Consider the following 23,506-nt stretch of genomic DNA (forward strand, 5'->3'; position numbering starts at 1 on the left):
TTTCGTTATAAACAAGACCAAAAATTATGACGTTTTCTGTTTTTAAAACCGGACCTTAGGTCAAGATTTTGTGGTGATCAGGTCCATGAAGTCGTCTTCCGACAACAATTTCAGGTTGAGCTGACGTGCACGATCCAGCTTGGATCCGGCCCCGTGGCCCACGATGACCCACTCGGTTTTGGCGGTGACCGAGGCGGTGACGCGCGCCCCGAAACGCTCGGCCAGCATCTGGGCCTCGGCGCGGGTAAAGCGGCTGAGCTGGCCCGAGAACACCACCCGCTTGCCCTTCATGGACGGCATCAGGCCGGGCACGGGCTGAAAGCGGTCGGTAAAGGATTTACCGCGCGGACGCGGGGGACGAGGCCCGGAACAGGCCGAATAACCGGCCGTGCTCATGCGGCCCACGGCAACCTGCGTGTTCCTGGCCAGATCATGCATGCTGGTGACCTCACGCAAGCGCATGGCTTCCAGCGCCACCTCGGCGCAAACATAGGCATCCTCGCCCGCATCGTGGTGGCGAAAGGCGATGCCCAGATGGTCGCCCAAAGCGTTCAGCCGGTGGGTGCCCAGATCGGACCAGACGCGCTGGGCGACCTTGACCGTGCACAGATAGTCGAACTCGGGATAGGACAAGTCATAGGTGTCGCAGCTGGCGCGCACCACGCTCATGTCAAAGCCCGCGTTATGGGCCAGCACCATGTCGCAGGTGCCGATCCGCTGGCGTAACGACGCCAGAACCTCGGGGAACTCCGGCGCGTCTTCCACCATATCGGGCGTAATGCCGTGAATGCGGATATTGACCGGCGCAAACCGCATCTCGGGCGGGCGGATCAGATGCACCTCGCGGTCGGTAACGCGGCCATCCTCGATCCACGCTAGTCCGATGGAGCAGGCGCTGGCTCTCCGCTCGTTGGCGGTTTCGAAATCGATAGCGACGGCACGCATGGTTCGCGAAAAGGACCTCTACCCGATGAGGGCGAGCCATTCGTCCTCGGTCAGAACCTGAACCCCATGCTTTTCGGCATCCTTGAGTTTGGAGCCTGCACCGGGACCAGCGACCAAATAATCGGTTTTTTTGGAAACGGAACCCGAGACTTTTGCACCAAGGCTTTCAGCGCGGGCTTTCGCCTCGTCGCGGGTGAAGCGTTCGAGCGATCCTGTGAAGACCACGGTCTTGCCCGCGACGGGGGTGTCAGAGCGGGCCTGCTCCATATCGGTGATGGCTGTCAGCTCGTTTTCCAGCGCCTCGACGACCTCCAGATTGTGCGGCTCGCGGAAGAAGTGGGCCAAGGCGGCAGCCGCCACGGGACCCACGCCCGACACGCCTGCAATGGCGCTGAAAATCTCGCCGGGGCCTTCCTCGCGGGCAATGCGGGCCAGTTCAACCACCCCGGCCCAGTCCCCGGCCTTTTCAGACAAGCCGCGACGGGCAGGGGCGGCCATGCCGGCAAACACCTGCTTCAGGTTCACGTCCAGCGTGCCATCCGGCCACGGTGCGGTGGCGGGCACTTCGGTGCTGGCCAGTTGGGCAACCACGCGCGGCGACACGGCATGGGTGGCCGACAGCTCGTACCACGCTTCGGATGGCACAACCTTGGCAGCGTCGATGGCGGCGGCCTTGAGTGCGGCCCACGATCCGAAATGGCGCGCCAGAACCAGAGAGGTCTGCTCGCCGATTTCCGGAATACCCAGACCGAACAGGAAGCGGTCGAGGCTGATGGTACGGCGCGCGTCGATGCCCGCAATCAGATTGTTGACGCTGGTGTCGCCGTAACCGTCCTCGCGGCGCAGGGCCGACAGCTTGTCCTCGTCTCTGGCCAGACGGAAGATGTCGGCGGGCTGTTTGATCCAGCCGCGTTCGTGGAAGGCGATCAACTGTTTCTCGCCCAGACCTTCGATGTCGAAGGCGCGACGGCCCACGAAATGCTTCAGGCGCTCGACGATCTGGGCGTCACAGACAAGGCCGCCGGTGCAGCGGCGCTTCACCTCGTCGCCTTCACGCACGGCCTCCGAGCCACAGACGGGGCAGGTCGTCGGGAAGATATAGGGCACGGCGTCGGCCGGGCGCTTTTCCAGCACCACGCCTAGGATTTGCGGGATCACATCGCCCGCGCGCTGTAGGGTGACGGTATCGCCGATGCGTACATCCAGACGCTCGATCTCGTCTTCGTTGTGCAAGGTGGCGTTGCGCACCACCACACCGCCGACCGTCACCGGATGCAGACGGGCAACCGGCGTCAGGCTGCCGGTGCGGCCCACCTGAATGTCGATGCCCTCAAGCACAGTGGTGGCCTGCTGGGCGGGGAATTTGTGCGCAATGGCCCAGCGGGGGCTGCGGGCGATGAAGCCGAGGCGTTCCTGCAGGTCGAGGCGATCCACCTTGTAGACGATGCCGTCGATGTCATAGCCCAGCGTAGCGCGGTCTTCGCCCAGCGTATTGTACAAGTCGATCAGCCCTTGGGCGCTGTCCACGCGGGCCGAGCGGTCGTTGACCTTGAAACCCCACTCGCGGAATTTTTCCAGCGCGCCGTGTTGGGTCTCGGTAAAGGGCTCCGACACCTCGCCCCACGCATAGGCAAAGAAGGTCAGCGGGCGCTGGGCCGTGATCTTGGGGTTCTTCTGACGCAGCGATCCGGCGGCAAAATTGCGCGGATTGGCATAGGTGCGCCCGCCCAGTTGCGCGGCGTTTTTGTTGAAGGCGTCGAAGGCTTCGGTGGGGGAATACACCTCGCCACGGATTTCGATGACGGCAGGCCAGCCGCTGCCCGACAGCTGCTGAGGAATATCGGCAATGGTCTTCAGGTTGGCCGTGACGTCTTCGCCGGTCTTGCCATCGCCGCGTGTGGCTCCGCGCACCAGCACACCGTTTTCATAGCGCAGAGAGGCCGACAGTCCGTCGATTTTGGGCTCGGCCACAAAGCCCAAAGGCTCGCTGTGCGGCAGGTTCAGGAAACGGTAGACGCGGTTTACAAAGTCGCGCACGTCGCCGTCGTCAAAGGCATTGTCCAGCGACAGCATGGGCACGCCGTGGCGCACCTCGGCAAACTGTTCGGAGACGGGGGCACCGACCTTTTGCGACGGGCTGTCGATATTGGTCAGTGACGGATATTTGGCCTCGATCTCCAGCGCACGGGCCTTCAGCGCGTCGTACTCGCCATCAGAGATCTTGGGGGCGTCGTTCTGGTAGTAGGCGGCGTCATGGGCGGCCAGCTCTTCGGTCAGGCGGCGCAACTCGGCGCGGGCCTGTTCCTCGTTCATCGATGCGACGGGCAGGGGATCAAAAAGAGAGGCCATGGGGAATCGTTCGTTTGCAGGCAGTGGCAGCGGCCTGTCTTAGCATTCAATCGGGCGCTGGAATGGCAGAAAGCTCTTCTGGACAACGGCCAAAGCCTGACTAGGCTGCGCATCGACATTCTTTCCGGAGCCTGATCTATGCGCCTGCTGTCTGCCAGCCTGACCATCGCTGCCATCCTCGGCCTCGCCGCGTGTGAAACCACGCCGGCTCAGGCACCTGTCGAGACAGCCGCTGCCAGCGCCGATTACACCCAGCTGATGGCTGACCTGCGCATTCTGTCCGCCGATGACATGCAGGGCCGCGACACGGGTCAGGAAGGCGGGGCCAAGGCGCGCCAATATATCGTGGATCGTCTGGAAGCGATGGGTATTGCCGCATCGTCCATGGGCCGCCTGCAGCCGTGGGAGGCGCAAGGCCGCTCGCCGGACGGGCCCAAGACCTTCAATGGCGTCAATATTCTGGGTCTGATCCCCGGCACCCGCGTGTCGGACAAATACATCGTCGTGACCGCCCACTATGACCACGTCGGCGTGCGCGATGGCCACGTCTATAACGGTGCCGACGACAATGCCTCGGGTGTGGCGACCATGCTGGAACTGGCCAAACGCCTCAAGGACAGCCCGCCGGAACACAGCGTGCTGATCGTGGCGCTGGATGGCGAGGAGCGCGGCCTGCTGGGGGCGAAGGAGTTCGTCGAAGCACCGCCGGTGCCGCTGTCCTCTATGGTGATGAACATCAATTTCGACATGACCGCCCGTGCTGATGTCGACAACTTCCTGTGGGTGACGGGCACCTATCAACACCCCGAGTTCCGCCCGCTGCTGGACCAGATTCCGGCCAACGGCAGCATTCGTCTGGCCTTCGGCAAGGACCGTCCGGAAGATACCGGTTCGGACAACTGGGTGTTCGCCTCGGACCACGGTGCCTTCCACCGCGCGGGCGTGGCCTTCCTGTATTTCGGGGTGAACTTCCACGAGGATTATCACAAGCCGTCGGACGACTATGAGCGCGTCAATCCGGCAGCCTTCCAGTCGGCCACCGAACTGGCCATCGAGGGCTTCCGTCGACTGGATGCGGGCCTGAGCCGCTAAGCGATTTCTTGCCGTGAGGGGGGGCGGGAAATGAAATGGATGATCGCGGCGGCAGGGCTTGTGGCTCTGTCGCTTTCGGGGTGCGGCCAGCAGGCTGCACCGCGAGAATCTGATGCTCAACAGGCGACACAGGCCGAGCGCTACGTTTTCGAAGTCAGCCAAGACGTAGCGGGTGTGTATGTACCCGCCAGCGACTATGCGCTGCGGAACTGGCGGCTCAAGCAAGTCAGTCTAGGGCATGCAGACGCATTTGCGGCATGGGATGCGACGGGCCGCGCGGCCAGTGCAGCTCCGGTGAAGCTGGTGTTCGAAGATCGTCAGGACATCAACGCCGAGACAGGGCAGCCAAGAACCCTGACGCTGATTTCGGCGGCGTTCGATCTGCGCGACGACAAGGTGGTTATCGAAGCCGTATCGGGCGGTCTGGGCGAAGTGCGTTTTGACGGCGCGCTGGACGGTCAGGGCGAAGCGGCCGCGCTAAAAGGCCAGCTCAAAATCGGCACCCAAATTTTCGAAAATACAGAGCTGAAATTGAAAACGGGAGGCTGAGAAGCCTCCCGTTTCCGACCTGATCGCTTAGGCGACTTCGGCGCGGACAATCTTGCCCGGAGCGCGCGGCGGCTCGCCCTTCGGCAGGGCGTCGATCACGTCCATACCTTCGGTGACATTGCCCCACACGGTGTACTGGCGGTCCAGGAAGCGGGCGTCGTCAAAGCAGATAAAGAACTGCGAGTTGGCGCTGTTCGGGTCCATGGTGCGGGCCATGGAGCAGGTGCCGCGCACGTGCGGCTCGTCGTTGAATTCCTGCTTCAGGTTCGGCTTGCTCGAACCCGAGGTGCCGGTGCCCGTCGGGTCGCCGCCCTGAGCCATGAAGCCAGCGATAACGCGGTGGAAGACCACACCGTCATAGAAGCCTTCCGAAGCCAGATCGGTGATCTGCTTGACGTGGTTCGGCGCGAGGTCCGAGCGCAGCTTGATGACGACGGGGCGTTCTTGGTTGTCGCCGGTGTCGATGAAGAAGGTCAGGGTTTCGGCCATTTGGCGCTCCTTGGCACAGCTAAATATGCGGGGGTCATAGCGGTAGAACGCGCGGACCGCTATGAAAGACGCATGAGTGAGAACGAAAAGCCTGCTGATAAGCCCGTCGAACGCCGTCGTATGGTGCGTTTACCGACGGGAGGGACCGCCGCAGGGCGCAGTCAGGGCAAGAAAATCAAGACGGCCAAGGACAAGACGCCGTCGTCGCAATCCTGGATCAAGCGCCAGCTGGCTGATCCGTGGTCGGACCGTGCGCGCGCCGAGGGCTGGCGCAGCCGCGCCGCGTTCAAGCTGATCGAGATCGACGACCGCTTCAACCTGATCAAGAAGGGCAGCCGCGTCATCGATCTGGGTGCCGCGCCGGGCGGCTGGGTGCAGGTGTGCCTCGACCGTGGCGCTTCCGAAGTGGCGGGCGTGGACCTGTTGATGATCGAGCCGATCCCCGGCGCGCATCTGATTCAGGCCGACTTTACGCACCCCGGCGTGGACCAGCAGCTGATCGACGCTCTGGGCGGTCGCCCTGATCTGGTGCTGTCCGACATGGCGCATAACACCATCGGACACCGCAAGACGGACCACCTGAAGATCATCGCCCTGATCGAGATTGCCGCCGATTTTGCCATCCGGACGCTCAAACCCGGTGGTAATTTCGTTTCGAAGAATTTTCAGGGCGGAGATGCCGGCGGCGTGCTGACGCGCCTGCGCGAAGAGTTCGAAACGGTGAAGTATTTCAAACCGGAATCGAGCCGCAAGGACAGCGCCGAAGTGTTTCTGGTGGCGCTCAACAAAAAATAGGGAGCAGGCCCATGTCTGTGCAGGTGGCGTTTCAATCCCAGTCCTCCATCTGCACGGCTGCGGGCGCGCCCTTTACAGGCAGGCTGTGCCGACTGGTGGCCGAGCGTCTGGATGACAGCACAGCGATCGGGCACCGGATTTTAAGCTGGTCCGGCAATCCTTCGCATGAAGGTGATGCCTTGCCGTTGCGGCTGATGGGCGGACTGCATGCTCTGGCCCGCGATGGGCGCAGGCCCGAATGGTCGGCCGTCTATCCGCCGAATGATACCCCTGAAGACGACAGGCTTTGGGCCTTGCTTGAAAGCCTTCTGGTCGAGGAGGCAGGCTTCCTTGACCCATGGCTGGATGGACCCCCGCAAACGAATGAGGTGGGTCGGTCGGCGGCCCTGATGTCCGGCCTACTGGTGTTGGCGGATCGGGTGAAGATGCCGTTCGCCCTCTATGAGCTGGGAGCCAGCGCGGGGCTGAACAGCCAGTTGGATCGCTATGGCTATCGGCTGGGCGAAACGCGGGCGGGAGATGATGCGTCGCCGGTTCAGCTGGCCCCGCGGTGGCAAGGAGCGTCTCCGCCGTCCGCCGAGGTGAAGGTGGTGGCGCGTCGCGCGGTGGATCGCAATCCGTTGGATGTCCGCTCCGAAGACACGCGCAAAATGCTGGCGGCCTATGTCTGGGCCGACCAGTTGGAGCGGTTGGAGCGGCTGGAAGCGGCACTCGATCTGGCGGCGCGTGACCCCGTTACGGTCGAGCGCGATGATGCGGCCGACTGGCTTGAGAACACTTTGACAGTCACCGCCGAGGCCGGCGTGTGCCGTGTGGTGATGCACACCATCGCCTTCCAGTATTTCCCGCCCGAGGCGCAGCAGCGCATTCGCGACCACATGGACAAGGTGGGGCAGGGGGCGACGCCGGAAAGCCCGCTGGCGTGGCTCAGTTTCGAGGCGTCCGCACAGGGCGGGCCGGAGCGCAGGCCGATGTTGAAACTGCGTGTCTGGCCAGGTGGCGGCGAGACGCAGCTGGCGGTGTGCCAGCCGCACGGGGCCGAGATTTTCTGGGAGCAGGGATAGGCCCTCATCAGAATCTAAGGGTGCCGAAATGCGCCACCACATTATTGTGATTAAAGATTGCTTGCAATTATATCGTGCACGACCATTTATGGTCCTCGACCACACTCAAGGAGGACAATCATGAGCCATCTGTACAAAACCCGTGTCACCGCCGTTGGCGGTCGCGCTGGCACCATAAAGAGCGAAGACGGTATTCTGGACATGCCGCTGGCCCTGCCGACCGGCCTCGGCGGTAAGGGCGGGGCAACCAATCCCGAGCAGCTGTTCGCTGCCGGCTATGCCGCTTGTTTTGAAAACGCCGTCATCCACGTGACCCGTCGCCAAGAGCAAAAGGTCCGCGATGGCGATATCGAAGTGACCGCCGAGGTGGGGTTGCTGCCGACCGAGACGGGCGGCTTCAAACTGTCGGTCGAAATGGATGTGGTGATCGCGGGTCTGGATCAGGCCAAGGCCGAAGAAGTGGTCCGCGCCGCCCACGAAGTTTGCCCCTATTCCAATGCGGTAAAGGGCAATATCGACGTGGTTCTGAACGTATCGGTGAAGTAAAGCATAGAGTGGCGGCGATGACAGATAGGGAACAGCACGATCCGGACGACCTGCTGCGGCTGGACCGTCAGGTGTGCTTTCCACTGTATGCCGCTACCAATCTGCTGACGCGGCTGTATGGGCCGGTCCTGGCCGAACTGGGGCTGACCTATCCGCAGTATCTGGTGTTGCTGGTGCTGTGGGAAACACAGCCGCTGTCGGTGGGGGATCTGGGACGCAGGCTTTATCTGGACAGCGGCACCTTGACGCCTCTGCTAAAGCGGATGGAGCAGGCCGGTCTGGTGACGCGCACACGCGACCCTGACGATGAACGCCGCGTGTTGATTGATCTGACCTCAGCGGGAAAAGCTATGAAGGCCAGAGCCAGCCATGTGCCGGCAACCTTGGCGGCAGGCCGCTCGACAGAAGATCTGGATGCTTTGCGGGATCAGGTGAATGAACTGGTCCGCACCCTGACACCCGGAGCCTAGACCGTGTCAGGCGATAGGGTGCGAGCGGGCCTCGGTCTCGGCAGCCGTCTTCTGGGCCAGTTCGCGCGCTTCGATACGGGTCCAGATTCGGTCATGGACGGTAAAGAAGACCGTCTGCACCAGAGGCTCGATGATGCCGATGGCCAAGGCGGCGCGGATATCGCCCGTTAGAGCAAACGCCACCGACACCGCCACGGTGAAGTGCATCACACCATAGGTGATCGTCTTGAGCGCAATCTGTTTGAAAGAGCGGGGCAGGGCGTGGCTGTGGCCATGGTGATGGCCGTGATGCTTGTGACCGTGCACGCGCATCTGTTCTTGCGGCGACATCACGCCCAGACGCGAGGACACAGCCTCGGCGGCTTCTTCAAGGCCGGTAGCCAGCCGGCGCTTTTCGATCACGTGCCAGACGCGGTCGTGGATCGTATAGGCGATGGTTTGGAAGAACGGTTCGACAATGCCGATGGCCAAGGCCATGCGGATGTCCTGGGTGATGGCAAAGGCCACCGCGATCGCAACCACCAAGTGCATAATGCCATAGCTGGCGATTTTAAGCGCCAGTTGACGGGCTGTGCTCAGGAGGAAGGCGACCATGGGGGTAAAATGACTGTCGGGCCGGTCAGTTGCAAACCATAAAATCCTATTATGGTGATAAGTCCAACTTGCAACCCCTGCCTATACGCGGCCTGATATGTTGCGGCCTCTGTAGCCAAAGGTGATGAGGGATGCCGCCGTTTTATTGCGCTGCACCCTTGCCGAGTCGGCGGTTTACCCTCTATACGCGGCCCGCAAAACGGAGACTCCCCCATGGAGATACGCGAAGGCCTTACCTTCGACGATGTTTTGCTCGAACCCGGTCCGTCGGAGGTCATGCCCGCCGACGTTGACGTTTCGACGCGCCTGACAAAAGACATCACCCTGAACATCCCGCTGCTGTCGTCCGCCATGGACACGGTCACGGAAAGCCGCCTTGCCATCGCTATGGCGCAGGCTGGCGGCATGGGCATTCTGCACCGCAACATGACCATCGAGGAGCAGGCCGAGCAGGTCCGCACCGTCAAGCGTTATGAAAGCGGCATGGTGATCAATCCGGTCACCGTCACCCCCGACACCACCCTTGGCGAAGTGCGCGACATCGTCGCCCGCAAGAAGATCACCGGCTTCCCGGTTGTTGATCCGGCCACCGGCCGTCTGGTCGGCATGCTGACCAACCGCGACATGCGCTTCGAGAACGACCCGTCGATCAAGGCGTCCAGCCTGATGACCACGGGCGAGTTGATCACGGTGCGTGAAGGGGCCAGCCGCGAGGAAGCCCGCGAGCTTCTGCGCACCCGCAAGATCGAACGTGTCATCGTCGTGGACGACCAGAACCGCGCTGTCGGCCTCATCACCATGAAGGACATCGAGAAGGCCCAAGCCTTCCCGAACGCCGCCAAGGACGACCACGGCCGTCTGCTGGTCGGTGCCGCCTCGACCGTCGGTGACGCGGGCTATGAGCGCGCCATGGCATTGGCCGAAGCCGGTGCAGACCTTGTGGTTATCGACACCGCCCACGGCCACTCGGCCTCGGTTGCGGCTGTCGTCGAGCGTATCAAGCGCGAGAACAACCGCATCGCCATCGTGGCCGGTAACGTCGCCACCTATGATGCTACCCGCGCTCTGATCGATGCAGGCGCAGACGTTGTGAAGGTCGGTATCGGCCCGGGCTCCATCTGCACGACCCGTATCGTCGCTGGCGTCGGCGTGCCGCAACTGACCGCCATCATGGACGCTGCCCGCGCTGCCGAAGGCACTGGCGCAACCGTCATCGCTGACGGCGGCATCAAATATTCGGGCGACATGGCCAAGGCCATCGCTGCCGGTGCATCGGCGGCCATGATGGGCTCGATGTTCGCCGGTACTGATGAATCGCCGGGCGAGGTCTTCCTCTACCAAGGCCGGTCGTACAAGTCGTACCGCGGCATGGGCTCGGTCGGTGCCATGGGCGCTGGCTCTGCGGACCGTTACTTCCAGAAGGAAGTCTCGTCCGAGAAGCTGGTGCCGGAAGGCATCGAAGGCCAAACCGCCTATAAGGGCCCGATCGCTCCGGTCATCCACCAGATGGTCGGCGGTCTGCGTGCCTCGATGGGCTATGTCGGCGGTGCAAACCTCGGCGAGTTCCAGAAGCGCGCACGCTTCGTTCGCATCACCGGTGCGGGCTTGCGTGAAAGCCACGTCCATGACGTCATGATCACCCGCGAGGCACCGAACTACCGCCAAGGGTAATCACCTTTAAGGACAGCCGATGACGACCGAACTCACCTATCTGAGCCTGACTTTGATTTTGGCACTGGTGCAGGTTTTCCTGCCCGCCGGAGCAAGGACGGCAGAGTTCGGACTGAAATGGAATGCGGGCCCGCGCGACAAGACGCCCAGTTCAGAGAAACCTCTGACCGGGCGCCTTGAGCGGGCCCAGTCCAACCTCTTCGAGACCCTGCCTCTGTTTATCGGCGCTGTGCTGATTGCCCATGTGGCTTCGGCTAATGGCGCGCTAACAGTTTGGGGCTCGGCACTCTATTTTTGGGGGCGAGTGGCATTCATCCCGCTCTATGCCTTGGGCATCCCCTTTATCCGGTCGCTGGTTTGGCTGGTCTCGCTTGCGGGGCTGATCATGGTGCTGGCGGCCCCGTTTATCTGAACTGAAGTCCATTGACCCCAGCCGCCCGTCTCGCCGCCGCCGCCTCCATCCTCGACTCCATCGCACAGGGCCGTCAGCCTGCTGAAGTCGTGCTGAAGGCTTGGGGTACTGCCAACCGCTATGCCGGATCGAAAGACCGCCGCGCCATCGCCGACCGCGTTTACAAGGTGCTGCGCGCCCGTGGCCGCCTGAGCTGGATCATGGGTGGCCGTGAAGATGGCCGCGCTCTGGTTATCGGCAGCCTGCACGCGCTGGACAACCTGTCTCTGGAAGAGATCGAGGCCCTGCATTCGGGCGAGGGCTATGGCCCGCGTCCGCTGTCCAAGCAGGAGCGTAGCCGCATCACCGCCGCCGATGGCGAGCTGCCGGGTTGGGTGGCCGCTGGCATCCCCGAGTTCGTGATGGAGGACTTCCAGAAGGTCTATGGCGACAACTGGAAGAACGAGGCCCACGACCTGATGGCCCCGCGCGCGCCGATCGACCTGCGCGTCAACAGCCTGAAGGCGACCCGCGAAGAGGTGGAGGGCGAACTGCGCGCCGCCGAGCTGTCGCCGGAACTGACCCCGTGGTCGGAACTGGGCCTGCGTCTGGCTTCGGAGCCGCCGCCCAACATTCAGGCGCTGGACGGCTTCAAGGAAGGCCGTTTCGAGATTCAGGACGAAGGCAGCCAGATCATCTGCGCGCTGGCCGATGCCAAGCCGGGCACGACCGTCGTTGATTACTGCGCCGGTGGTGGCGGCAAGACGCTGGGTCTGGCCCAATCGATGATGGGGCAGGGCCGCCTGGTCGCCTCCGACGTGGTGGCCAAGCGTCTGGACAATATCCGTCCGCGTCTGGAACGTGCCGGTGTTGACGCCGAACTGGTCCTGATCGGCCAGAACGGCGGGGGTCTGGAAGACCTGAACGATGCCGCCGATCTGGTTCTGGTCGATGCGCCTTGCTCGGGTGCGGGCACCTGGCGTCGCCACCCCGAGGATGCATGGCGTCTGACGGCTGAAGAGGTCGAGCGTCTGCACGGCCTGCAAACCCGCATCATGTCGCAAGCTGCCAAGCTGGTGAAGGTCGGTGGCCGCATCGCCTATGTCACCTGCTCGATGCTGACCCGCGAGAACGAGGACACCGCCGCCGCCTTCGAGGCCGCGCATCCGAACTTCAAGCCGGTGGCGATCGAGACGACCGGCCACGACATTGCCTCGCAGGCCAAGGGGCACCAACTTCGCCTTTCGCCGTATTCGACCAATACCGACGGCTTCTTCTTCGCCCTCTACGAGCGCGCTGAATGAGGGCTCGGGTCGAACGTATCGGGGATGTCGCCGTCCTTCCGGTGATGGCGGCCCCTGCGGAATACCGCGACCAGCTTCAGGCCCGCATCCGTCCCCTGATCACCGGCATCGGTCCGGTGGAGGGGGCGGTGTCCCTGAGCGCCGAACTGGCCCGCCGCGAGGCGATGGGCGACATGCCCGATCTGGTGGTGGTGCTGGGCAGCTCCGGCTCACCCACGCTGGAGCATGCAGCCGTCTATCAGGTCACCTCGGTGGACGACCGCGACATGGACGCCAGTCCGCTCGGCTTCCCCAAGGGGATTACGCCGCTGCTGGATATGCCGGCGGTCCTGCCGCTGCCGTGCCGTCTCGAAGGCGTGCCGACCGCGACCCTGTCGACCGGAGCCAATGTGGTTTCGGGCGAGGCCTATCAGGCATTGCACGCCGATATGGTCGATATGGAAACCTTCGCCTATCTGCGGGCGACCCAGACCTTCTGCGTGCCCTTGATGGCGCTGCGTGGCGTGTCGGACGGCAAGGTCGAACTGACCAAGCTGGAGGACTGGACCTCTACGCTCGATCAGGTCGATGCCAATCTGGCTATCGCATGGGACAGGCTGGTGGCCGCGCTGGAAAGCGGCGGCTTGAGCGCCCTGATGCCCGCACTTGAACAACAGGCCGTATCCGGCCTAGACCCCGCCGCAACTCCCGTAACGGATTCGCATTCATGACCCAGCCGACCCAACACCAGAAGGTGCTCATCGTCGACTTCGGCAGTCAGGTGACGCAGCTGATCGCTCGCCGCCTGCGCGAGCTGAACGTCTATTGCGAGATCCACCCCTATACCAAGGCGACCGCAGCCCTTGAGGCCATGCAGCCGCAGGCCATCATCTTCTCGGGCGGCCCGTCCTCGACGACCGAAGAGAACAGCCCGCGCGTTGACCACAAGGTCTTCGAATACGGCGCGCCGATCTTCGGCATCTGCTACGGCGAGCAACTGATCTGCGCCGAACTGGGTGGCAAGGTCGAAAGCGGCCACCACCGCGAGTTCGGCCGTGCTGACATCAGCATCGTCAAGGACAGCCCGCTGTTTGAAGGCATTGCTGGCGCAGGCGAGCAAGAGCCGGTCTGGATGTCGCACGGTGACCGTGTGACGGCTATCCCGGAAGGCTTCGAGGTTATCGCCACCTCGGAAGGCGCGCCCTATGCCGCCATCGCCAACACCGAGAAGAAAATCTACGCCGTGCAGTTCCACCCCGAGGTGGCCCACACGCCGCGTGGCGCGCAACTGCTCAAGAACTTCGTCTACAATATCGCCGGTCTGACCGGTGACTGGACGATGGCAGCATACCGCGACGAGCAGATCGCCAAGATCCGCGAACAGATTGGCACCTCCAAGGTCATCTGCGGCCTGTCGGGCGGTGTGGACTCGTCGGTTGCGGCGGTTCTGATCCACGAGGCCATCGGCGACCAGCTGACCTGCGTGTTCGTGGATACCGGCCTGCTGCGCAAGGACGAGGCCAAGCAGGTCACGACCCTGTTCCGCGAGCATTACAACATCCCGCTGGTTCACGTTGATGCCTCGGAACGCTTCCTTGGCGAGCTGGCCGGCATTTCGGATCCGGAAACCAAGCGCAAGACGATCGGCCGTCTGTTCATCGAGGTCTTCGATGAAGAGTCGTCCAAGATCGAGGGCGCAGAGTTCCTCGCCCAAGGTACGCTCTATCCGGACGTGATCGAGAGCCTGTCGGCCTCGGGGGGGCCGTCGCAGGTCATCAAGTCGCACCACAATGTGGGTGGTCTGCCGGACTATATGAAGCTGAAGCTGGTCGAGCCGCTACGCGAGCTGTTCAAGGATGAAGTCCGTGCTCTGGGCCGCGAACTGGGCCTGACCGAAGCCTTTGTTGGCCGTCACCCGTTCCCGGGACCGGGCCTCGCCATCCGAATTCCGGGCGAGATCACGCCGGACGCCGTGCAGACCCTGCAAGACGCCGACGCCATCTATCTGGACGAAATCCGCAAGGCCGGTCTCTACAACGAGATCTGGCAGGCCTTTGCCGTCCTGCTGCCGGTCAAGACCGTTGGCGTGATGGGCGATGCGCGTACCTATGAGAAGGTGCTGGCCCTGCGTGCGGTCACCTCGACCGACGGCATGACCGCGGACTTCTTCCAGTTCCCGTGGGAAGTTCTGGCCCGCACGGCCACCCGCATTATCAATCAGGTGCCGGGCGTGAACCGCGTCGTCTACGACGTGACCTCGAAGCCTCCGGGCACCATCGAGTGGGAATAAGCCATTAAAGAAAAACCCTCCGGATCGCTCCGGAGGGTTTTTTGTTGGGCCTTAGCCGTATTGTGGTGGCTTGCCGGTTTCCTGAACGGTGAACCAGCGGGTGACGGTGAACGCATCCACGCCGCTATCGCCGCCAAAGCGGCCATAACCCGTACTCTTCACGCCGCCGAACGGAGCCATTGGCTCGTCGGCAATGCCTTGGTCGTTGACGTGGATGATGCCGGTCTCGATGCGGTTGGCGACACTGAGGGCTTCGGTCATATTCTCGGAAATGACGCCCCCGGTCAGTCCGTACTCGGTGTCATTAGCCAGTTCGACGGCTTCATCGACACTATCAACCACGTGGATCACCGTCGCCGGACCGAAGATTTCACCGTAGTAGATCTCCATGTCCTTGGTGATGTCGGTCAGAAGGACAGGGCGGATCAGCGTCTGCTCGTCCCCTTCGATCTCGCCGGTCCCGGCCAGCACAGTCGCCCCCTTGTCGATGGCATCCTTTATGAGCGCCGATACGCGCTGGGCCGCGCGCTTGTTCACCACGGGGCCCACAAAGGTAGCCGGATCGGACGGATCGCCCGACGGAATGGCTTTGACCGCCTCGGTAAATTCTTTGGTGAAGGCTTCGGCCAAATCGCGCACCACAATGACACGGTCTGTCGACATGCAAATCTGGCCCGAGTTCATATAGGCGCCGAATACGGCGGTTTTGACCGCATAGTCGATGTCGGCGTCCTTCAGGATGACCAAGGGGTTCTTTCCGCCTAGCTCGAGGATGGCGGGCTTGAGGTGTTTGGCAGCGGTGGTGCCGATGATGCGGCCCACGTGCGTGGAACCGGTGAAATTCACCAGTCGCACCCGGGGATCCGCGATCAGGGTCTCGACGATGACGCCGGCATCCTTGATGTCATTGGTTACGACGTTCAGCACACCTGCCGGCAGGCCGGCTTCCATCAGCGCGTCGGCCAGATAGAGACCGCAGGAGATCGGGGCGTCCTCCGAGGGCTTCATCACAACCGTGTTGCCGACCGCCAGCGGAATGGCGATGGCGCGGATGCCGAGGATGTAAGGGGCGTTCCACGGCGAGATGGCGGCGATCACGCCATATGGCACCTTCTTGGCATAGGAGCTGACCCCCGGCATCTGGGTTTGCAGCACCTGACCACGTGGCTGGGTGACCGCTGCGGCAGCCTCGCGCAGGATTTCGATGCAGAGCTCGACGTTAAAGGCCGCCCATGGACGCGCACCGCCGACTTCCGCGGCCATGGTGGCGACGGCGTCCTCCGACCTGGCTTCCATTATGTCGGCCGCGCGCAGAAAAATCTTCCGACGCTCGTAGGGCAGCATTTCCGACCAGGCGGGCAAGGCCCTCGATGCAGCATCTACAGCGGCGGTTACATCGGCGGGAGATGCCGCTGCGACCTTGGCAAAAACCTCGCCGGTCCACGGCGAGACGTCATCTGTCGTGGCTTTGGTAGACGAGGGGACTTCCTTGCCATCTATCAGAAGGCCGCGCGTTAGTGTGGTCATGGGGAACTCCGTGGGGGCTGGAGGCCAAAGGGGAAGGCGATCGGTGCCTTCACCCTCTGGTCTTCGGATGGGGGCAGGTTATGGGCCTGCCCCCTCCGGTGTCCACCTTGGCTGTTGCGTCGGTGGAAACCCGCGGCGCTGGTGTTTCCCGCCTAGCTTACGGATTGACGCGCACTGTTGCGGCGGCTGTAGGCAAAATAGATGGCGCTGCCGACAAGGTTCCAGATCAGGAACCACAGCAGCGTCTGCTGGGGCAGGCTGAACATCAGGTACAGGCAGCCTGCGATGGCCACCGGTCCGATGATCCATGCCAGCGGTGTGCGGAAACCACGCGGCAGGTCCGGCTGGCGCACGCGCAAAATCAACATACAGACGGCAACCGATGTAAAGGCCACCAGCGTACCGGCATTGGCCATGGCCACGATCTCTTCAAGCGGCACAAACAGGGCGATGATGCCCACGACCGTGACGGTGAAGATGGTGATGCGCACCGGGGCACCGCGCTTGGACACCTTGGCCAGAGCGCGCGGGAGCATGCCGTCGCGCGCCATCACGAAGAAGACGCGGCTTTGCCCATACAGGAAGGCCAGAATGACCGTCGGCAGGGTCAGCACCGCCGTAACAGCCAGAAAGTGGGCCGCGAACGGCTGGTCCAGCTTGCGCAGGATCAGGGCCAGGGGCTCGGGGCTGTTGGCAAAGATGGAGAAGTGGGTCGATCCCAGAGCCGCCAGAGCGATGATTGTATAGATGGCCGCGCACGCCAGCATGGAGCCCACGATGCCAATGGCCAGATCGCGCTTGGGGTTCTTGGCTTCCTCGCCTGCGGTGGCAATCGCATCGAATCCATAGAAGGCAGAAAAGATGATGGCGGCGGCGGCCATAATGCCGCGCTCTATGCCGTCGTCGCCCATGCTGCGGCTAAAGCCATAGGGACTGAACGGCGACAGATTGGCCATGTCGAAATGCGGTAGGGCGAACCATACAAACAGGGCTAGCGCCGATAGCTTGACCGCCACCAACAGCATATTGAAGGCCGCGCTTTTGCCTGTTCCCAGTAGCAGCAGACCCGCGATCAGCAGGATGATGATAAGCGCGGGCACGTTGGCAATGCCGCCCGCGTGGGGTCCGGCCATAAGTACCATTGGCATGCCGAACAGTTCGTTCAGCAATGGCGCGGCATAGCCCGACCAGCTGACCGAGACGGCGCTGATCACCAGCGAGTATTCGAGGATCAGGCTCCAGCCGACCATCCATGCCACCATCCGGCCCAGAACAACCAGTGAATAGGTGTAGGCACTGCCCGATGCGGTGATGGTCGAGGCCATCTCGGCGTAGCACAGCGCGCCGCACATGCAGACAAAGCCCGCGATCAGGAAGGACACCAGAACCGCCGGTCCGGCCTTGTCCGCACCAATACCGATGAGCGTCAGAATGCCCGTCCCCACAATGGCCCCGACGCCCATGGCGATCAGATGGGGCCAGCTCAGCGTGCGAGCCAGAGCGTTGGAAGACGAAGACGCGGGATCGCCGGTTGGCGACGCAGAAGGCATGCCCATTGGGGGAGGGGCTCCGGTATTGGGGGAGAACTCGAAACGAAGTGACTTAGTTGTCCGGTTGGGTAGGAGAAGAGGCCAGCAAGGTCCTAAGTTCCGGAAGGATGATGGCTGGGATTGGTCATAAGCCGACAGCGTTTCAGGGAAAAGCGCCCTTTATCGAAATTATGTCCGACGCCTTCCAGGGGAGGTGTGCTCTTTGGAACGCGCGCGAATGTAAGCGTGTGTTTGACAGGATCGTATCGACGCGGGGATGCATGCCCGTCCGGTAATGCGTGAAAGCTCTGCCGGATGTGACGGTTCTTGCTGGCAAAACAGTAAAATCGATTAAATCCGGAACCGTGACCGTTGTCGTATACGTTAGGGAGACGACAACGGTTTTTGGGTTCTGCGGGGCGGTATGAAAATCAAGCGCAAACAGGTGGTACTGGCTGTCGGGGCTGTGGTGGCACTGGCGCTGGTGGCCATGGTGGTGATCACCATGCGCCGCCCGCCGGAGGTGGCCGTGCTGGAGGTAAAGCCCCAAACGGTCGAACTGGCCCTGTCGGTGGTGGGCCGCGCGCGTCCGGATGATCTTGTGCAGGTGTCGTCGCCGAATCCGGGGCAGGTGGTCCGCCTGTTGGCCGATGACGGGGACCAGGTGACGGCGGGAATGCCGCTGGCCACCATTCGCGCCAATGTCGAACAGGCCCAAACCGAAGCTGAAGTTGCCCGCGAGCGCGCCGCCCGCGCCGATGTGACCGAGGCGCGCCTGAACTACAACCGCACCAAGACCCTGCATGATCGTGGCTTTGCCGCCGATGCCGCGCTGGACAGCGCGCGGGTGGCCCTTCAGGCCGCCGAAGCCAATCTGGCCGCTGCCTCGGCACAGGTGCGCGCCTCTGCCGAGCGCGCCCGCGAATACACCATCCGCGCGCCCATGACGGGCACCATCCTGTTCCGCCCTTTGGACGAGGGGCAGGTGGTACAAGCGGGCGAGACCATTTTTGAGATGGCGGGTGCCGCTGGCGTCGAGATTCAGGCCGAGGTCGAGGAAGCCTATGCCGACGCCCTGAGCACCGGTCTGTCGGGCCGTGCGGCGCAGTCGGGGTCATCGGAGGTGTTTGCTGTGCGCGTGTCGGAGGTATCACCGCGTGTGAATGCCGCGACCGGCGGGCGGTTGATCAAGGTCGTGCCCGCCGATGGCCAATCCCTGTCGCCGGGCCGTTCGGTCGATCTGACGATTGTGGTCGAGCGCCGCGACAACAGCCTGACCATTCCACGTCAAGCGGTGCTGGATGCCACCGCTGCGCCCAAGGTGTTGGTGGTCGGGGCCGATGACCGCGTGACCGCGCGCGAGGTGACCATTCTGCGCTGGCCGTCGACCAATGCCATCATCACCGGTGGGCTGAAGGCGGGTGACCGCATCGTGCGCGATCCGGCCAAGGTGGCACAGGGCGGCCGCATTCGTCCGGTCGTCGCCGAGCAGGGCCGCTGAGTCGTGTTCGCCTTCAAGGTTGCTCGTCGCTATCTGCTGTCCAATCCCAGCCAGACCCTGTTGCTGATTGCGGGGGTGGCGCTGGGGGTGACGGTGTTCATCTTCATCACCGCCCTGATCAACGGGCTGGCCGTGCGGCTGACCGAACAGGTAACGGGCGACAATGCCCACATCAGCATTCAGGCCCCGACCCGCGTCGCGCGCGTGCTGGAAGGCGATGTGCCGGTCGAGAGCGTGGCTCTGGTCTCGACCTTCCAGCGCAAGCAGATCCGCGACTGGCCGATGATCACCGAACTGTTGCGGGATCGCGACGAGGTGTCGGCCATCAGCCCGCAGATTTCCGGCAGCGCCTTTCTGGTGAAGGGCGAGGCAGTGTCGCCCCTGTCGGTGCTAGGGGTGGATCCGCAGGGGGTGGATGCCATTTCCTCTATCACGCCCAAGATCATTGCGGGTTCCGGCCAAATGACAGCCGATGGTCTGTTGATCGGCGAGAAGATGGCCGACGAGTTTGGCCTGATCGCCGGTCAATCCGTCCTGTTGCGCACCGAGCGCGGGGTGGAGCGCCAGCTGACCATCAACGGTGTCTTCCGCACCGGCCTGCAAAGTCTGGACGAGCGGGTGGCCTTCCTGCCCATCCAGACGGCGCGGCCTTTGTTCGAACTGCCCGAAGGCGTGACCAATATCGAGGTGAAGCTGAAAGACCCCGAAGAGGCGCGCGACATGGCCCGCTTTCTGAAGGAGGCGACCGGTCTGCGTGTCACGCCGTGGCAGGAAAAGAATGAAAGCCTTGAGGATGCGCTAAACGCCCAAGGGCAGACGGGCACCATGATTCAGGTGTTTTCGCTGATCTCTATCGTCATCGGTATCGCTAGTGCGCTGGTGCTGTCGGCATATCGCCGCCGCAGCGAGGTAGGGATCATGCGGGCGTTTGGCATTTCGGGCCGCTTCATCATCTGGGTGTTTCTGTTGCAGGGGCTACTGATCGGTCTGTTGGGGGCGCTCATCGGCTGTGGCGCGGGCTATGGGCTGTGTGTCTTTCTGGAGGGTATCACCAAGGCCGATGGCACCTCGGCGCTGCCGATTGCACCGGAGCAGGGCGGCTATGGCGCGGCTCTGATCCTGACCACCATCGGGGCGGTGGTCGCCTCCATCATTCCGGCGCGCAATGCCGCCAAGGTCGATCCTCTGGAGGCTATCCAGCAATGAGTTTGTTGAACGCCCAGGGGATCGAGAAAACCTTCCGCAACGGGGACGAAGAGACCCGCGTGCTGAAGGACATTGATATGACGCTGGAGGCGGGGGAACTGGTGGCCCTGCTGGGTCAGTCGGGGTCTGGCAAGTCAACTCTGCTGTCCATCGTTGGGCTATTGTTGCGCCCCACCAATGGCCAGTTGGAGATTAATGGCGAGCGGGTCGATAACCTGTCAGAACGCCGCCGTGCCCATTTCCGCAATGAGAAGCTGGGCTTCGTCTTCCAGTTTCACCACCTGCTGCCGGACTTTACGGCACTTGAGAATGTGGCCTTTCCGGCGGCGGCTCCGGCAGGGGGCATCAGCGGCAAGATGCGCGACCGCGCCGCCGAACTGCTGACACGCGTCGGTTTGGAGGAGCGGATCGACTTTCCGGCCACACGCCTGTCGGGCGGGCAGAAACAGCGGGTGGCGATTGCCCGCGCGCTGATGAATGCGCCGGACCTGATCATTGCCGATGAGCCGACCGGAAATCTGGACCGCGAGACCGCCGATAAGGTGCTGGAACTGATGCGCGAGGTAAACCGCGAGACAGGGGCCACCTTCCTGATCTGCACCCACGATCCGGGCGTGGCCGAGCGCTGTACGCGCCGTCTGACACTGGCCGATGGTGTGCTGGAAAGTGATGATCGCGGCGGGGCGCAGCGCGGTGAGTAGCGCTTTAAGTCCCTGTTCAAAATAAGGGTTTTGAAAAAGCCAATCTCTGCGTCAGTTTAGAAAAACTGAATGGCCTTACTTGACGTATGAAGGCACAGAGGTGGGGCTGTTTCTGACGGCGTTTCCTTCCCCTTATGAGGCAAACTGCGGACTGGCCCCAAGGCCGTCCGCTTTTCTTTTGGCCAAAAGAAAAGCCCCGCCGAAGCGGGGCCAGTGGGAGGTCTTCAATCCACGCAGCGCATGGGCTCGGCCACGCCATCGATGATGCGCGCTCGGCAGCCGAAAGTGTTACTATCGGCAGCGCATTGACCCGCGGCAGGCGCTTTTGTTTCGCCATCGGTAGCCAGACAGTCGCCCTGACACTGGCTGGCGTCGGAGCAAGGCTTTTCGGCATCGGCATAGCTGAGGATGCAGCGCCACGTCTGGGCGCGGCCAACCTGCTGCAACTGGCCCCCCTGTTGGGTGCAGGCGCTGAGGGCCGGATTGGCCTCGACCGGCGCAGACGGTGCCGTCGGGGCGCAGGCCGCCATCATTAGTCCGATGACAGCGGCGACAGCCTTCAGCTTCAACTCACCCGTCCCTTGTCAAAGCCCGACCAGCAGTCGTCATAGTCCAGCTGCATCAGCGGGGTCTGCTCGGCCCATGCGGTGGTGCGGATGGGCATGCGGGTCTCGAACATGAAGGCGAGGGTGTTCTCGATCTTGTGCGGCTTGAGGTCGGCATTGGTCGCGCCTTCCCACGAAGCCTGATCGGGGCCGTGGCCGCTCATGCGGTTGTGCAGCGACGCGCCACCTGGCGCAAAGCCACCGGCCTTGGCGTCATAGGCACCGGTGATCAGGCCCATGAACTCGCTCATGACGTTGCGGTGGAACCACGGCGGACGGAAGGTGTCCTCGGCCACCATCCAGCGCGGCGGGAAGATGACAAAGTCGCAGTTGGCCGTTCCCGCCGTGTCAGACGGCGAGGTCAGGACGGTGAAGATCGACGGATCGGGGTGGTCGAACGACACGGTACCAATGGTGTTGAAACGGGCCGTGTCGTAGCGATAGGGCGCATAGTTGCCGTGCCAGCCCACCACATCCAGTGGCGAGTGGTCAAAGGTCGTGGCCCACAGCTGGCCGCCATATTTCTGGACGCACTCGACGGAGCGATCCACGTCTTCGAACCATGCGACGGGCGCTTCGAAGTCGCGCGGATTGGCCAACCCGTTGGCACCGATGGGGCCAAGGTCCGGCAGGCGGAACGGCGCGCCATAGTTTTCGCAGATATAGCCACGGATCGGGGCTTCCACCTCGAGGCGGAAACGCACGCCGCGCGGGATGACGACGATATGGCCGGGGTTGGCTTCGATCACGCCCATTTCGGTGACGAAGCGATGCGCGCCTTCCTGCGGCACAAACAGCATTTCGCCGTCGGCATTGTAGAAAACGCGGTCCACCATGGAGCGGTTGGCGACATACAGGTGGATGCCCACACCCGCGCCGCTTTCTGAACAGCCGTTACCGCCATAGGTCACCAGACCTTCGACCCAGTCGGTCGGCTGATTGGGCAGGGGCAGCGGGTCCCAGCGCATGCGATTGGGGTTGGGCAGTGTCTCGTTAAACGGGGTCGAGCGCCACTGGCCCTGCGCGAACGGCTTATAGGCACCGTGCTGCGCCGAGGGGCGCAGGCGGTATAGCCATGAACGGTGGTTGTGGTCACGCGGTGCGGTAAAGGCCGAACCCGACAGTTGTTCGGCATAAAGGCCCATGGCGGGACGCTGGGGCGAGTTGCGACCCACAGGCAGGGCACCGGCCACCGCCTCGGTCGCGAAATGGTTGGCAAAGCCCGTCTGATACGAAACGGTATTGGACGACATTGGCCGGTTTCCCCTCGGATAAATAGAAACGGGCGGAGCCTTGATTGGCCCCGCCCGATAGTCGTTTTAGGCGTCGACCTTGATCACGCCGCGGCGGATCTGGTCCAGTTCGATGGACTCGAACAGGGCTTGGAAGTTGCCATTGCCGAAGCCTTCGTTACCCTTGCGCTGGATGATCTCGAAGAAGATCGGGCCGAACAGGTTTTCGGTGAAGATCTGCAGCAGCAGGCCCTCTTCGCCAACGTTGCCGTCGATCAGGATGCGGTTCTTCTTCAGGCGCTCGAGGTCCTCGCCGTGGCCGGGGACGCGCTTGTCCACCAGCTCATAGTAGGTCTCGATCGTGTCCTGCAGCTTCACGCCACGGGCGCGCAGCTTCTCGACGGTCTCGTAGATGTTGTCGGTGGTCATGGCGAGGTGCTGGATGCCTTCGCCGTTGTACTGACGGATGAACTCTTCGATCTGCGAGTTCTCGTCCTGCGACTCGTTCAGCGGGATGCGGATCGCCTTGTCCGGCGCGATCATCGCCTGCGAGAACAGGCCGGTCGCCTTGCCCTTGATGTCGAAATACTTCTGCTCTTCAAAGCCGAAGATCTGGTTGTAGAAGGTCGACCAGGTACGCATCTGGCCGCGCTTCACGTTGTGGGTCAGGTGGTCGA

23 protein-coding genes are annotated in these 23,506 nt (G+C 62.8%); 14 read left to right on the plus strand and 9 right to left on the minus strand.

Annotation, left to right across the window (positions count from 1 at the left end):
- Positions 1-60 precede the first annotated feature (60 nt).
- Both B3B04_RS11330 and ligA read right to left on the minus strand, forming a co-directional pair.
- The gene (locus tag B3B04_RS11330; protein WP_292043065.1) at positions 61-945 is read right to left on the minus strand and encodes an exonuclease domain-containing protein; all 885 of its coding nucleotides are present in this window, start codon (positions 943-945) and stop codon (positions 61-63) included.
- Between the two features lie 18 nt (positions 946-963).
- The gene (gene ligA, locus B3B04_RS11335) at positions 964-3,294 is read right to left on the minus strand and encodes an NAD-dependent DNA ligase LigA (RefSeq protein ID WP_292043067.1); all 2,331 of its coding nucleotides are present in this window, start codon (positions 3,292-3,294) and stop codon (positions 964-966) included.
- A 138-nt stretch (positions 3,295-3,432) separates the two neighbouring features.
- Between ligA and B3B04_RS11340 the strand changes: the two genes are divergently transcribed.
- Positions 3,433-4,386, plus strand: a complete 954-nt coding sequence (locus B3B04_RS11340) for a M20/M25/M40 family metallo-hydrolase (protein ID WP_292043069.1) — start codon at positions 3,433-3,435, stop codon at positions 4,384-4,386.
- 30 nt (positions 4,387-4,416) lie between these two features.
- On the plus strand, positions 4,417-4,935 hold the full coding sequence (locus B3B04_RS11345; RefSeq protein WP_292043070.1) for a hypothetical protein: 519 nt from the start codon (positions 4,417-4,419) through the stop codon (positions 4,933-4,935).
- Positions 4,936-4,962: 27 nt separating this feature from the next.
- On the opposite strand, the gene B3B04_RS11350 is transcribed toward B3B04_RS11345, so the two are convergent.
- Positions 4,963-5,424, minus strand: coding sequence for a peptidylprolyl isomerase (locus B3B04_RS11350; RefSeq protein ID WP_292043074.1), 462 nt, complete (start codon positions 5,422-5,424; stop codon positions 4,963-4,965).
- 72 nt (positions 5,425-5,496) lie between these two features.
- Between B3B04_RS11350 and B3B04_RS11355 the strand changes: the two genes are divergently transcribed.
- From B3B04_RS11355 to B3B04_RS11370, 4 genes are all read left to right on the plus strand, one after another.
- Positions 5,497-6,219, plus strand: coding sequence for an RlmE family RNA methyltransferase (locus B3B04_RS11355; RefSeq protein WP_292043076.1), 723 nt, complete (start codon positions 5,497-5,499; stop codon positions 6,217-6,219).
- 11 nt (positions 6,220-6,230) lie between these two features.
- On the plus strand, positions 6,231-7,283 hold the full coding sequence (locus tag B3B04_RS11360) for a DUF2332 domain-containing protein (RefSeq protein ID WP_292043078.1): 1,053 nt from the start codon (positions 6,231-6,233) through the stop codon (positions 7,281-7,283).
- A gap of 120 nt (positions 7,284-7,403) precedes the next feature.
- Positions 7,404-7,829: an organic hydroperoxide resistance protein gene (locus tag B3B04_RS11365; protein WP_292043080.1), complete on the plus strand. Its 426-nt coding sequence runs from the start codon at positions 7,404-7,406 to the stop codon at positions 7,827-7,829.
- A 17-nt stretch (positions 7,830-7,846) separates the two neighbouring features.
- The gene (locus B3B04_RS11370) at positions 7,847-8,299 is read left to right on the plus strand and encodes a MarR family winged helix-turn-helix transcriptional regulator (RefSeq protein ID WP_292043081.1); all 453 of its coding nucleotides are present in this window, start codon (positions 7,847-7,849) and stop codon (positions 8,297-8,299) included.
- Positions 8,300-8,305: 6 nt separating this feature from the next.
- Here B3B04_RS11370 and B3B04_RS11375 read toward each other — a convergent pair whose 3' ends face one another.
- Positions 8,306-8,893, minus strand: a complete 588-nt coding sequence (locus B3B04_RS11375; protein ID WP_292043083.1) for a DUF2061 domain-containing protein — start codon at positions 8,891-8,893, stop codon at positions 8,306-8,308.
- A 213-nt stretch (positions 8,894-9,106) separates the two neighbouring features.
- On the opposite strand from B3B04_RS11375, the gene guaB reads away from it, so the two are divergent.
- The 5 genes from guaB to guaA are packed head-to-tail and all read left to right on the plus strand — an operon-like array spanning position 9,107 to position 14,528.
- Positions 9,107-10,564 (plus strand): IMP dehydrogenase, encoded by a 1,458-nt coding sequence (gene guaB, locus B3B04_RS11380; RefSeq protein WP_292043086.1) that lies wholly within the window; start codon positions 9,107-9,109, stop codon positions 10,562-10,564.
- Between the two features lie 19 nt (positions 10,565-10,583).
- Positions 10,584-10,976: an MAPEG family protein gene (locus B3B04_RS11385; RefSeq protein WP_292043088.1), complete on the plus strand. Its 393-nt coding sequence runs from the start codon at positions 10,584-10,586 to the stop codon at positions 10,974-10,976.
- Positions 10,977-10,987: 11 nt separating this feature from the next.
- Positions 10,988-12,259 (plus strand): RsmB/NOP family class I SAM-dependent RNA methyltransferase, encoded by a 1,272-nt coding sequence (locus B3B04_RS11390; RefSeq protein ID WP_292043089.1) that lies wholly within the window; start codon positions 10,988-10,990, stop codon positions 12,257-12,259.
- Positions 12,256-12,969, plus strand: coding sequence for a 5'-methylthioadenosine/S-adenosylhomocysteine nucleosidase (locus B3B04_RS11395; RefSeq protein ID WP_292043091.1), 714 nt, complete (start codon positions 12,256-12,258; stop codon positions 12,967-12,969). Before B3B04_RS11390 ends, B3B04_RS11395 begins: the two co-directional genes overlap by 4 nt.
- Positions 12,966-14,528 (plus strand): glutamine-hydrolyzing GMP synthase, encoded by a 1,563-nt coding sequence (guaA, locus tag B3B04_RS11400; protein WP_292043093.1) that lies wholly within the window; start codon positions 12,966-12,968, stop codon positions 14,526-14,528. The genes B3B04_RS11395 and guaA overlap by 4 nt, the downstream gene beginning before the upstream one ends.
- Positions 14,529-14,579: 51 nt before the next feature.
- On the opposite strand, the gene B3B04_RS11405 is transcribed toward guaA, so the two are convergent.
- Both B3B04_RS11405 and B3B04_RS11410 read right to left on the minus strand, forming a co-directional pair.
- Entirely contained in the window at positions 14,580-16,055 is a 1,476-nt protein-coding gene (locus B3B04_RS11405) for an aldehyde dehydrogenase family protein (protein WP_292043094.1), read from the minus strand.
- A gap of 152 nt (positions 16,056-16,207) precedes the next feature.
- On the minus strand, positions 16,208-17,611 hold the full coding sequence (locus B3B04_RS11410) for an amino acid permease (RefSeq protein ID WP_292043095.1): 1,404 nt from the start codon (positions 17,609-17,611) through the stop codon (positions 16,208-16,210).
- A 397-nt stretch (positions 17,612-18,008) separates the two neighbouring features.
- On the opposite strand from B3B04_RS11410, the gene B3B04_RS11415 reads away from it, so the two are divergent.
- Genes B3B04_RS11415 through B3B04_RS11425 form a run of 3 tightly spaced genes read left to right on the plus strand, consistent with a single transcriptional unit; the run spans position 18,009 to position 20,992 of the window.
- Positions 18,009-19,085 (plus strand): efflux RND transporter periplasmic adaptor subunit, encoded by a 1,077-nt coding sequence (locus tag B3B04_RS11415; protein WP_292043096.1) that lies wholly within the window; start codon positions 18,009-18,011, stop codon positions 19,083-19,085.
- Positions 19,086-19,088: 3 nt separating this feature from the next.
- Positions 19,089-20,291: an ABC transporter permease gene (locus tag B3B04_RS11420; protein WP_292043097.1), complete on the plus strand. Its 1,203-nt coding sequence runs from the start codon at positions 19,089-19,091 to the stop codon at positions 20,289-20,291.
- Positions 20,288-20,992, plus strand: a complete 705-nt coding sequence (locus tag B3B04_RS11425; RefSeq protein ID WP_292043098.1) for an ABC transporter ATP-binding protein — start codon at positions 20,288-20,290, stop codon at positions 20,990-20,992. The genes B3B04_RS11420 and B3B04_RS11425 overlap by 4 nt, the downstream gene beginning before the upstream one ends.
- 224 nt (positions 20,993-21,216) lie before the next feature.
- Here the strand turns inward: B3B04_RS11425 and B3B04_RS11430 are convergent, their stop codons facing one another.
- The 3 genes from B3B04_RS11430 to hppD form a co-directional block, all read right to left on the minus strand.
- Positions 21,217-21,561 (minus strand): hypothetical protein, encoded by a 345-nt coding sequence (locus B3B04_RS11430; RefSeq protein WP_292043099.1) that lies wholly within the window; start codon positions 21,559-21,561, stop codon positions 21,217-21,219.
- Positions 21,558-22,850: a homogentisate 1,2-dioxygenase gene (hmgA, locus tag B3B04_RS11435; protein WP_292043100.1), complete on the minus strand. Its 1,293-nt coding sequence runs from the start codon at positions 22,848-22,850 to the stop codon at positions 21,558-21,560. Before hmgA ends, B3B04_RS11430 begins: the two co-directional genes overlap by 4 nt.
- A 66-nt stretch (positions 22,851-22,916) precedes the next feature.
- On the minus strand, positions 22,917-23,506 hold a 590-nt coding region (gene hppD, locus B3B04_RS11440), incomplete at its 5' end, for a 4-hydroxyphenylpyruvate dioxygenase (RefSeq protein WP_292043101.1).

The sequence above is a fragment of the Brevundimonas sp. UBA5713 genome (assembly GCF_002419815.1).
Taxonomy (GTDB): domain Bacteria; phylum Pseudomonadota; class Alphaproteobacteria; order Caulobacterales; family Caulobacteraceae; genus Brevundimonas.